The following is an 11,243-nucleotide window of genomic DNA, read 5'->3' as shown; positions in this document are numbered from 1 at the left end:
CTTGTTGCCTCGACCGCACCCCACCGGCGCGCCTGACGCTCATTTAGTGAGACGGTCGGGCGATCCAAGGCTTGACGGCGTCAGAAATCAAGGTCGGCGTAATGCGAAGCAGGGGTTACGCCACGAATGCGGTCGACCAGCAGCGGCCGGAAAGACGGCCTCGACTTGATGCGCTGGTACCAGTCCTTGGACTGAGGAAATTCGCTCCAGTCGATTTCGCCGAGATAATCGAGAACGGAAATCGAAGCCGCGGCTGCCAGGTCGCCATAGCTCAGCCGGTCGCCCGCAAGCCAGGGCCGCGAGCCGGCGAGCCAGGTGAGGTACTTCATGTGCTGGCGGATATTGCCGCGCGCGGCGCGCATCAGCTTGGAATCCGGAGCCCCGCCGCCCTGCGCCGTCGGCATCTGCAGCTTGAAGACGCGCTCGCGGGCGAGGTGACGCGTTACGTCCTGCTCCATCTTGACCAGAAACCACTCCACCAGCCGCCGGATCTCGGCGCGCTGGAAACTGTTTTCGGCCAGAAGCCGCCGGTCGCGCTTCAGTGCGCCATGCGTCTCGTCGAGATACTCGGAAATGACGACCGCGCCGCAGAGCGAACGCATGGAATCGTCCAGAAAGACCGGCAGCGTGCCCGCGGGGTTCAGCGCGAGAAACTCGCGACGGCCCTCCCAAGGCTGCTCCTCGACCAGATCATACTCAAAACCGTATTCGCCGAGCACCAGACGGATGAACCGGGAAGCGGAGGACATCGGATGATGGTAGAGTGTCGGCATTACGCAAGCGGCTTTCAAAAGCTCATGAAAAGGTCGGTATGCCCGAATTTTAATGTTTTTCTGGCTACGCTTCCGACGAAGCAGCTATAGGGGCTCGCTCCACCGAAGACAAGCCGGCGCCTCTTTCGTCACTTCTGGCGCCACTTCCGGCCAAAAACTACAGGACATTTGCATGGGTGAACAAACGATTGTCGGAGCGCTTCTGCTCGGCCTGTTGGAGGGCCTGACGGAATTCATTCCCGTATCGTCGACCGGACATCTGCTGCTTGCAGGCCGCGCCATCGGCTTCAGTTCCACCGGCAACAGCTTCGAGGTGCTCATCCAGGTGGGGGCGATCCTCGCCATCCTCACCGTCTACTCCCACCGCCTGTGGTGGATTGCCCGTTCCCTGCCAACAAGTGCCGAATCACGCCGATTCGTTTTGATCGTGCTGCTCGGCTTCCTGCCAGCCGCCGGTATCGGCTTTCTGGCGCATGATTTCATCAAGACCGTGCTGTTCGAAACGCCCGTGGTGATCTGCGTGTCGTTGATCGTCGGCGGCTTCATCCTGCTTTGGGTGGACCGCATGGCGCTTTCCCCGCGCTACACGAATGTCGCGGAGTTTCCGGCATCGCTTGCGCTGAAAATCGGCTTTTTCCAGTGCCTCGCCATGGTGCCGGGGACGTCGCGCTCGGGCGCGACGATCGTCGGCGCGCTGGTGAATGGCGCCGACAAGCGCTCGGCTGCGGAATTCTCGTTTTTCCTGGCGATGCCGACCATGGCCGGCGCCTTCACGCTCGACCTCATCAAGAACCGCGACATCCTGAGCGCAGACGATTTCACCATCATCGCCGTCGGGTTCGTTGCAGCGTTCGTTGCAGCTGTCGTGGTCGTGCGCTCGCTGCTCGACTTCGTATCACGCCATGGCTACGCGCCATTCGCCTATTGGCGCATTCTTGTCGGCACGGTAGGCCTCGCCGCCCTCTGGTGGGCGGCTTAAGTCGCGACGATCTTGAGGAACCGCGAGACGGTTCCTCAAAGAATTAGTTGCTTTTCTGCGCTGTCGGCCCGTCGGGCTTGGTGAACTGGCCCTGGACGCGGAAGCGCGTAAGATAGGTGGGCAGGATGACCTCGAGCAGGGTCGGCTTGATGCCGACGCCCTCAAGTGTCCGCCCCTCGCGCTTCGCCGCTTCCGAGACCACATTGTCACGCTTCAAAAGGGTGACCTGATCTGCGGTGATCGGCGGCGTAATCAGCGGAAGATGGCTGAAGATGCCACCCAGCACCGTTGCGGGATACCAGGGAATGGTGATGAAGCGGCGCTTGCGCTGGATCACCTTGAGCATCGTCTCGAGGCATTCGCGGAAGGTCAGCACTTCCGGACCGCCCAATTCCAGCGTCTGGCCGCCTTCGATTGATCCATCCACGTGACGTGCAAAGACCTCTGCGACATCCGCGACGTATACTGGCTGGAACTTCGTATGGCCGCCGCCGATCAGCGGCAGGAACGGCGCAACACGCGCCATGTCGGCGAACTTGTTGAAGAAATTGTCTTCAGGACCGAAGATGATCGACGGACGGACGATGAGCGCATCCGGCTTGATTTCGCGAATGGCCTCCTCCGCCTTGCCCTTGGTGCGGGCATAGTCGGACCAGTACTGGGAATCGGCGCCGATCGCCGACATGTGGCTGAGCGGAATACCGGCAGCCCGGGCAGCTTCGGCAACCGCGCGAGCGCCGAACGCCTGCACGGGGTCGAACATGTTGCGGCCGCTCTCGTGCAAAATGCCGACCAGGTTGATCACGTGATCGGCGCCTTCGACGGCGCGGTCGATCGACGGGCGATTGCGCAGATTGGCCTGCATGGCCATGATCTGGCCGACCGCGCCGAGTGGCTGCAAATGGCCGGCGAGATCTGGGCGACGGCAGGCGACGCGCACCCGGTAGCCACGCTTGGCCAGCGCCCTGACGACGTGACGCCCGACGAATCCGTTGCCGCCAAACACGGTAACCAGCTTGGGATGGGGCATTATCGTCGTCATGTGAGCGCGTTCCCGTGGATGCGATGATGAAGTGTAATTAGGTCGGCCGATCAGCCTTCATAGCCTTCGACGACGATCATGTCAGCATCGGCAACTTCCTGACGGATGGCTACGGCTGCCTGATATTCCGGGCTTTCATAGCACGCCTTCGCGTCGGCCACGGAAGCAAACTCGATAATGACGTTGCGAGCGCGTGCGCCGCCTTCCAGAACATGGGTATCGCCGCCGCGCACCAGGAATTTGGCGCCATAGCGCTCGAAAGCCGGCTTGGCGGTCGAAACGTAGTCCTTGTAGCGCTCCGCATCACGCACATCCACGCGTGCAATCCAGTAAGCCTTGGCCATGGTCTTTTCCTCCTCGTTGAATGCTAATCGTTTTTCAGTGCTGCCTGTTGGCGGCGGCAATTTCCGCGATGATCGCGCTTGCCGTTGCCTTGGGATCGTCTGCCTTGATGATGGGGCGGGCGACCACGAGATGGCTCGAACCTGCCCGGATTGCGTCGGCGGGTGTCGTGATCCGCTTCTGGTCGCCGGCGTCGGCGCCGAGTGGCCGGATGCCGGGGGTCACCAGCGCCATATCCGGGCCGACGATGGCACGCACGGCTTCTGCTTCCGCGGGTGAGCAGACGATACCGCCCATCCCGGCGTCGACGGCCTGCTGTGCCCGGCGGCTGACGAGGTCTGCCGGCGACAATGCATAGCCGGCTTCCTTCGTGTCGGCTTCGTCCATCGATGTGAGCACCGTAACCCCGAGAATGCAGAGGCCGGAGCCCTTGGCGGCGTCGACGGCAGCGCGCATCACCTTAGGATAGGCATGCACGGTCAGCATCGTCATGCCCATCTGGGCGATGTTCTCGACGCCCTTGGCAACGGTGTTGTCGATGTCATGAAGCTTCATGTCGAGGAAGATCGACTTGCCGGACGCCGCAAGGTCTTTCGCGAAGGAAAGCCCGCCGGCGAAGACCAGCTGGTAGCCGATCTTGTAGAAGGACACCGTGTCGCCGAGCATCGCGACCATGGCTTCAGCGTCTTTGAGCGTCGGGACGTCGAGCCCGACGATCAACCTGTCACGCGGATCGGCGATGGCCGGGCCGGTCGAGAGGTTTCTGCTGGGTGCTGACATCGCGCGTTGCCCATTTCGGCTGCAATTTTCTGGGCTTCTACTGGCATGCGTCGCCTTGCCCTGCAAGGCTCTAGCGGTTTGCAACCGCCCGGCAATGATCGATGAGTGACTGGCTGGCTACGTCCAGCATCCGCGCATTGCGTTCGTCGCCAAGCTGGCCGTCCTCGGTGAAGGCGGTAGACGCCCGCGAGACCGAGCACTGCTCGGTGACGATCTGCGCGCCAACATTCATCAACACCGAGCGCACGTGATAGAGCCCGCGAATGCCGGCGAATTGACCATCAGACGCCGAACCGAGCGCAACGACACGGCCGCGCCAAGCGCGAAGCGGCCGTCCGGCATCGGTCGACACGCGGCTGACCCAGTCGATCGTGTTCTTCAACAGAGGCGGGATCGACGAATTGTATTCCGGGCAGGCGAGGAAGAGGCCGTCTTGCATAGCGATGAGCCGCGCGAGCTTCAGGGCGTTCTCGGGAATGCCCTCACGCGTCTGCAGGTCTTCGTCCACGATTGGCAGGGGATAGTCCGCCAGCGAGATGCGCGTGACATCGGCCCCTTTGGCCATCAGCGCATGAGCAGCAGCGGCGGCGAGGCTCGCATTGAACGAGCCTTCTCGATTGGAGCCGGGGAAGACAAGGATCTTGGGGGTCATGAAAAGCGGCTGGTGCGAGGGGTCAAATCGGGCGGCGGTAAAGCCAGAGATGCGCCGGCGGGATATTGCGCACCACGAAATCCAGCTTTTCGACCACATAATTGCCGCGCCCTGGCGCGACGGGCGAGCGCGGACCGTAGGTGATCTGGACCACCGGGCGACCGGCTGGAATGCGGCCGAGCAGATCCTCGATCAGCGCGACGCGCTCGGGCATCGGGAAATTGAGGAGCGGAATGCCGGACACGACGCAATCGAATGTCTGGTCGGCAAGCGGTCCAAGCGTGGTATCGAGATCGAAAGCGTCGCCCTGGATGACGTTAACGCCTGGAAACAGCCGCCGCACATGGCTGACGAAATCATCCGAATATTCGACGCAGACCAGTTTGCTAGGAGAGACGCCGCGTTCGAGGATTGCTTTGGTTACGACACCCGTGCCAGGGCCGAGTTCGAGAACGGGAAGGCCGGAGGTCGTATCGATGACGCTCGCCATGCGCCTGGAGGTAACGGCCGAGGTCGGCACGATCGATCCGACAGCCTTGGGGCCATCCATCCATCCCTTGAAAAACCGGATTTCGTCATCGAAGCGCTTGGACAGTTTCCGTGTCAAAGTGCCGACCATGGCGATATCCTCTTCCCGTTGGCGGAGAGCCAGGGATCGCCTCTCCTCAGAACACTGCATGACCTTCCCTAAGGGAAGCTCATGCCCGGTGTAACAGCGAGCCGCCAGGCCCGCAATGGATGACCGGCTGCCTGGAGCAGCCGGCAATCAATTGCTGAGCGTATCGAAGAAATCCTTCATGCGCGAGAAAAAGCCTGAGGATTCCGGGCTATTTTCCTTCGACGACAATTGCTCGAACTCAGTCAGCAATTCGCGCTGGCGCTTCGTCAGGTTCTGCGGCGTCTCGATGGCAACCTGAATGTAAAGGTCACCGGACTGCTGCGAGCGCAGAACCGGCATGCCCTTGGAGCGCAGGCGGAACTGCTTGCCCGACTGCGTGCCTTCCGGAACCTTGACCCTTGTCTTGGTCCCATCGAGCGTCACGACGTCGAACTGGCCGCCAAGTGCGGCGGTCGTCATCGAGATCGGCACGGCGCAATAAAGGTCGGCGCCATCGCGCTGAAAGAACTCATGCGGCTTCACCGACAGGAAGATGTAAAGGTCGCCGGATGGCCCGCCGCGGAGCCCCGCTTCGCCTTCACCGGCAAGCCGGATCCGGGTGCCGTCCTCGATGCCCGCGGGAATGTTGACCGACAGTGACCGGTCTTCCGTCACGCGTCCTTGGCCAGAGCATTTCGGGCAAGGATCGTTGATCGTCTGTCCGCGGCCCTGGCAGGTGGGGCAGGTGCGCTCGATCGAGAAGAACCCCTGCGCTGCCCGCACGCGGCCGCTGCCCGAACAGGTGGTGCAGGTGGTCGGATGCGTGCCTGGCTTGGCGCCGGAACCCGAGCAATTGTCGCACTGAATGGAGGAGGGAACGCGGATCTGCGCGGTCTTGCCGTGGAACGCCTCTTCGAGGCTGATTTCCATGTTGTAGCGAAGATCGGCACCGCGCTCGCGGCCGCTTCCGCCGCCACCGGAGCGACGCTGGCGACCGCCGCCACCCATCATCTCGCCGAAAATATCTTCGAAGATATCGGAGAAGCCGCCGGCGCCCGCACCGCCGAAACCGCCGCCGCCGAAGCCACCGGGACCGCCCTGCTCGAAGGCGGCATGGCCGAAGCGATCATAGGCGGCCCGCTTCTGCGGGTCCTTCAGCGTTTCATAGGCTTCGCCGACTTCCTTGAACTTGCGCTCCGCCTCCGCATCGCCGGGATTGCGATCGGGGTGGTATTTCATAGCAAGTTTGCGATAGGCGCTTTTCAGCTCTTTCTCGTCGGCCCCTTTTTGGACCCCGAGCGTCTCGTAGAAATCTGCTTTCGCCATTTAATGCCAGCCCCACACGTCTGACGATCCCGGCCGCCTCACGGGCTGCCGGGATCTCTCAGTTGAAGTTAAGCCGACTTTTTCTTGTCGTCGTCGTCATTGACCTCTTCGAAGTCCGCATCGACGACGTTATCCCCATCTTGCGCCGCATCGCGCTGGGCATCGTTTGCTGCCGCTTCCGCCTGGCTGGCCTCATACATGGCCTGGCCGAGCTTCATCGACACTTCGGCAAGGGTCTGTGACTTCGCCTTGATGGCTTCGGCGTCGGGCTCGGAAGCATCGAGAGCCGACCGCAGATCCGCGATCGCATCCTCGATGGACTTCCGGTCTTCGGCAGAGACCTTGTCGCCATACTCCTTGAGCGACTTTTCGGACGAATGCAGCAGGCTTTCAGCCTGGTTCTTCGCCTCCACGCCTTCGCGGCGCTTCTTGTCGCTTTCGGCGTTGGCTTCGGCGTCCTTCACCATCTGCTCGATATCGGCATCGGACAGACCGCCGGATGCCTGGATGCGGATCTGGTGCTCCTTACCGGTGCCCTTGTCCTTGGCCGAGACGTTGACGATGCCGTTGGCGTCGATGTCGAAGGTGACTTCGATCTGCGGCACGCCGCGCGGCGCCGGCGGAATGCCGACGAGGTCGAACTGACCCAGCAGCTTGTTGTCGGCCGCCATTTCGCGCTCGCCCTGGCTGACGCGGATGGTCACGGCATTCTGGCTGTCTTCGGCCGTCGAGAAGGTCTGCGACTTCTTCGTCGGGATCGTCGTGTTGCGGTCGATCAGGCGCGTGAACACGCCACCGAGCGTCTCGATGCCGAGCGACAGCGGGGTCACGTCGAGCAGGAGCACGTCCTTGACGTCGCCCTGCAGAACGCCGGCCTGGATGGCTGCTCCGAGTGCGACGACTTCATCCGGGTTGACGCCCTTGTGCGGCTCCTTGCCGAAGAACGACTTCACGACTTCCTGCACCTTCGGCATGCGCGTCATGCCGCCGACGAGAACGACTTCGTCGATTTCGCCTGCCTGCATGCCGGCATCCTTGAGCGCCGCGCGGCACGGAGCCACGGTGCGCTGGATGAGGTCGTCGACCAGGCTCTCGAACTTGGCGCGCGAAAGCTTCATCGTCAGGTGCTTGGGACCCGACTGGTCGGCCGTGATGAACGGCAGGTTGATTTCGGTCTGCGACGAGGACGACAGCTCGATCTTTGCCTTCTCCGCAGCTTCCTTGAGGCGCTGCAGGGCGAGCTTGTCGTTCTTCAGGTCGATGCCCTGTTCCTTCTTGAACTCGGCTGCGAGGTACTCGACGAGGCGCATGTCGAAGTCTTCGCCGCCGAGGAAGGTGTCGCCGTTCGTCGACTTCACTTCGAAGACGCCGTCGCCGATTTCGAGAATGGACACGTCGAACGTGCCGCCGCCAAGGTCGTAGACGGCGATCGTCTTGCCGTCCTTCTTGTCGAGACCGTAGGCAAGCGCTGCAGCGGTCGGCTCGTTGATGATGCGCAGCACTTCAAGGCCGGCGATCTTGCCAGCATCCTTGGTGGCCTGGCGCTGGGCGTCGTTGAAATAGGCAGGAACCGTGATGACGGCCTTCTCGACTTTTTCGCCGAGATAGCTTTCAGCGGTTTCCTTCATCTTCTGAAGGATCATCGCGGAGATCTGCGAAGGCGAATAGTCGGTGCCGCTGGCATGAACCCAGGCGTCACCATTCGGAGCGTTCACGATCTTGTAGGGCACCATGCCCTTGTCCTTCTGGGTCGTCGGATCCTGGAAGGTGCGGCCAATCAAGCGCTTGATCGCGAAAAGCGTGTTTTCCGGGTTCGTCACCGCCTGGCGCTTGGCCGGCTGGCCGACGAGGCGCTCGCCATCATCGGAAAAAGCAACCATGGACGGCGTCGTGCGCGCGCCTTCCGCGTTTTCGATCACCTTGGCGTCCTTGCCGTCCATGACAGCGACGCAGGAGTTCGTGGTTCCGAGGTCGATACCGATAACTTTAGCCATTGTTCTTCTCTCTCCTTGAAGCGAGCCGTCCGGACCCTCTGTGGCGTTCCGTTCGACGGCCCCTAGCGGGATTGGTGTTCGGTTGTGGCGAGCTTGGCGTCAACAGCAGAGCCAAGCAGGTTTCGGCGTATATAAGAACGGGTTTTTTAGACTGCAAGGCGCTGGATGAGCGACAACATGCAAGCACTTCAAACCGACGCCGAGGCGTCGGTCGAGAAGGCTTCTGGTGGCCTCAGTTGCCGAGGATGAGGTCGAGCAGGGTCGTCGCGCGCGGTTGCGTGGCGCCCGTCGGCTGTGCGTCCCAGTTGCCTTCACCGACGGAAGCCGGCGGCATGGGGGCGCCTTCGTTGATTCGCGGCGAGGTGACGCGCGCCGATCCGCCGAGAATGTCGATGCCCCAGCCGGAGGGGTCATCCTGGCCGGCGATGATGTCGCCGATGCCGTCCGGCGGCACGGGGCCGTATCCCGGCCCCTGATCGATCACGCCATCCGGACGGACGCCGGGCAGCAGCGCCGCCGGAACGCCGCGATGCGCGCCGCTCATGAAAGCCTGCCAGGTTTCGGCCGGCAGCCCGCCGCCGGTGACCCGGTTCATGGATTTCCCATCGTCATTGCCGAACCACACGCCCGTCACGAGATTGCTCGTGTAGCCGACGAAAAGCGCATCGCGGAACGATTGGGTCGTGCCCGTCTTGCCGGCCGGAAGCCAACCGCTCATCTGCGCATTGCGCCCGGTGCCGGAACGCACCACTTCGGCCAGCATCGCATTCATCATCGCTGCGACATCGCCATCGAGCACCCGCTCGGGCTGCGTCGCTGTGCGCTGATAGATGAGGTCGCCGTCCAGCGTCTCGACGCGTTCGATCATGTAGGGCTCTGCCTTGTAGCCCCCATTCATCATCGGCGCATAAGCCGCGGTCAGTTCCTGCAGGGTCACTTCCGATGTGCCGAGCGAAATCGAAGCGTTCGGCGTCAGCGTGGATTTGATGCCGAGGCGGTTGGCGAGCGCCACGACGTTCTCAGGCCCCGTCTCCATGACGAGCTGCGCCGCGATGGTGTTCGTCGAGCGGGCCAGCGCCTGGGCGAGCGTCAGCGGGCCGTGGAACTTCTGATCGTAGTTTTCCGGCGACCAGTTGCCGATCTGGATCGGGGCATCCTGGCGCACCGAATAGGGGCCGAACCCCATTTCCAGCGCGCTCGCATAGACGAAGGGTTTGAAGGCCGAACCAGGCTGGCGCCGCGCATCGGTGACGCGGTTGAACTGGCTCTTTGCATAGTCGTAACCGCCGACCATGGCGCGCACCGCGCCTGTCGCATCGAGCGAAACCAGTGCGCCCTGCGTGACGGCAAGCTCTCCGCCGCGCGTGGAAATCGCGTCGACCACGGCGTCTTCGGCGAGATCCTGCAACTGCGAATCGATCGTGGTGGTCACGACCAGGTCGGTCTCCACGGCGCCGATCACCTCGGTCAACTGGTCCATGACGGCGTCGGCGACATAGTGCTCGGCGCCCGTCCAGTAGCTCGGCGCGCGCGTCGGCGACTGCGTCATGGCCGTGGTGACTTCGGCGTCGCTGACATAGCCCGAATCGCGCATGGCCTGCAGCACCACCTGGGCGCGCTCTTCCGCCGCCTGCGGATCGCGCGCTGGCGAAAGCCGCGACGGTGCCTTCAAAAGCCCGGCGAGAAGGGCTGCCTCGGCCAGCGTAACTTCGTCGGCCGTCTTGTCGAAATAGCGCCGCGCAGCGGCCTCCACCCCGTAGGCGCCGGAGCCGAAATAGACCCGGTTCAGATACATTTCCATGATCTGATCCTTGGTGAACTCATGCTCGAGCCAGAGCGCAAGAAGCACTTCCTGGACTTTTCGCTCGACCGTGCGCTCAGGCGTCAGAAAGAGGTTCTTCGCCAGCTGCTGCGTGATGGTCGAACCACCCTGCACGACGTCGCCGGCAACCAGGTTCGTGACCATGGCGCGCGCCAGGCCAATCGGATCGATGCCGAAATGGCTCTGGAAGCGCCGATCCTCGATCGCCATCACCGCCTGCGGGATATAGGGCGAGATCTCGGACAAGCCGCGCTGTTCGCCACCCGTGGCGCCACGATTGCCGAGCACCTCGCCGCCGACCGAAACGATGCGGACGTTCGGCGGCCTGTCGGGAATGCTCCAGGTCGATGCGTTGGGCATTTGCGCAGCGTAATAAGCGACGATGCCGCCGACGCCGAGCGCGCCCCAGATACCGAGAACGAAGCACCAATAGACAAGCGTGCGCATCATCCCGAACACGCCGCGCCGCGGCTTGCGGCCGCGCCGCCCGCCGCCACCATTGCCGCCCCCGCCACCTGATTTGCGGCTGGACGACGCGGCGCTGCGCTTGGGCGATGCAGTGCTTCGCCCGCCACCGCTCACGCGGTCATTGCGCTCCACCCGAAAATCGCCCTGGCCCCCGCTGGAAGCCCGCGCGCCCTCGAGCGACGGCTCGATCCGCCTGCTGGTGCTGCGTCTTGGGGCCATGGCAACGAACTACTCAAATGTTTCTGCGGGAAATGTGCCTGTGAAACTAAAATGCGGCGATTTAAGGTGGGGTTAAGGATGCTCTTTTGTCGTTGATTAAGCGTCCGGGTCACCCAACCCGTGTGTCGCCTCTTGTAATTCGAGAGACCCCACCCCACTTCAGGCTCAACGCCGCGCGCTCCACGATCTGGGTACGGCCTTCGGGCCGGGTTTTGGATGGTGTCGAGTGCGCGGCTGACGATCCGCAC

10 protein-coding genes are annotated in these 11,243 nt (G+C 62.8%); 1 reads left to right on the top strand and 9 read right to left on the bottom strand.

Annotation, left to right across the window (positions count from 1 at the left end; genetic code table 11):
* Nucleotides 1-80: 80 nt before the first annotated feature.
* Nucleotides 81-773, bottom strand: coding sequence for a glutathione S-transferase family protein (locus tag PU133_RS00815; protein ID WP_404863107.1), 693 nt, complete (start codon nucleotides 771-773; stop codon nucleotides 81-83).
* A gap of 172 nt (nucleotides 774-945) precedes the next feature.
* Here PU133_RS00815 and PU133_RS00810 point away from each other — a divergent pair, with 172 nt between their 5' ends.
* On the top strand, nucleotides 946-1,752 hold the full coding sequence (locus PU133_RS00810; protein ID WP_126006901.1) for an undecaprenyl-diphosphate phosphatase: 807 nt from the start codon (nucleotides 946-948) through the stop codon (nucleotides 1,750-1,752).
* A gap of 43 nt (nucleotides 1,753-1,795) precedes the next feature.
* On the opposite strand, the gene PU133_RS00805 is transcribed toward PU133_RS00810, so the two are convergent.
* From PU133_RS00805 to PU133_RS00770, 8 genes are all read right to left on the bottom strand, one after another.
* Nucleotides 1,796-2,794: a complex I NDUFA9 subunit family protein gene (locus tag PU133_RS00805; protein WP_126006899.1), complete on the bottom strand. Its 999-nt coding sequence runs from the start codon at nucleotides 2,792-2,794 to the stop codon at nucleotides 1,796-1,798.
* A 50-nt stretch (nucleotides 2,795-2,844) separates the two neighbouring features.
* The gene (locus tag PU133_RS00800) at nucleotides 2,845-3,138 is read right to left on the bottom strand and encodes a DUF1330 domain-containing protein (RefSeq protein WP_404863106.1); all 294 of its coding nucleotides are present in this window, start codon (nucleotides 3,136-3,138) and stop codon (nucleotides 2,845-2,847) included.
* A gap of 34 nt (nucleotides 3,139-3,172) precedes the next feature.
* Nucleotides 3,173-3,916, bottom strand: coding sequence for an orotidine-5'-phosphate decarboxylase (gene pyrF, locus PU133_RS00795; protein WP_404863105.1), 744 nt, complete (start codon nucleotides 3,914-3,916; stop codon nucleotides 3,173-3,175).
* 70 nt (nucleotides 3,917-3,986) lie between these two features.
* Nucleotides 3,987-4,568, bottom strand: coding sequence for an NADPH-dependent FMN reductase (locus tag PU133_RS00790; RefSeq protein WP_404863104.1), 582 nt, complete (start codon nucleotides 4,566-4,568; stop codon nucleotides 3,987-3,989).
* A 22-nt stretch (nucleotides 4,569-4,590) separates the two neighbouring features.
* On the bottom strand, nucleotides 4,591-5,187 hold the full coding sequence (gene pmtA / locus PU133_RS00785) for a phospholipid N-methyltransferase PmtA (RefSeq protein WP_404863103.1): 597 nt from the start codon (nucleotides 5,185-5,187) through the stop codon (nucleotides 4,591-4,593).
* 147 nt (nucleotides 5,188-5,334) lie between these two features.
* The gene (gene dnaJ / locus PU133_RS00780; RefSeq protein WP_126006889.1) at nucleotides 5,335-6,492 is read right to left on the bottom strand and encodes a molecular chaperone DnaJ; all 1,158 of its coding nucleotides are present in this window, start codon (nucleotides 6,490-6,492) and stop codon (nucleotides 5,335-5,337) included.
* A gap of 68 nt (nucleotides 6,493-6,560) precedes the next feature.
* Nucleotides 6,561-8,486 carry a molecular chaperone DnaK gene (gene dnaK, locus PU133_RS00775; RefSeq protein WP_126006887.1) on the bottom strand — a complete coding sequence of 642 codons (1,926 nt, stop codon included), beginning with the start codon at nucleotides 8,484-8,486 and terminating at the stop codon, nucleotides 6,561-6,563.
* 232 nt (nucleotides 8,487-8,718) lie between these two features.
* The gene (locus PU133_RS00770) at nucleotides 8,719-10,995 is read right to left on the bottom strand and encodes a transglycosylase domain-containing protein (protein WP_404863102.1); all 2,277 of its coding nucleotides are present in this window, start codon (nucleotides 10,993-10,995) and stop codon (nucleotides 8,719-8,721) included.
* Between the last annotated feature and the right edge of the window lie 248 nt (nucleotides 10,996-11,243).

It is taken from the genome of Georhizobium sp. MAB10, from assembly GCF_045012825.1.
Lineage (GTDB): Bacteria > Pseudomonadota > Alphaproteobacteria > Rhizobiales > Rhizobiaceae > Georhizobium > Georhizobium profundi.
This window is presented reverse-complemented; position numbering and strand designations above follow the sequence as displayed.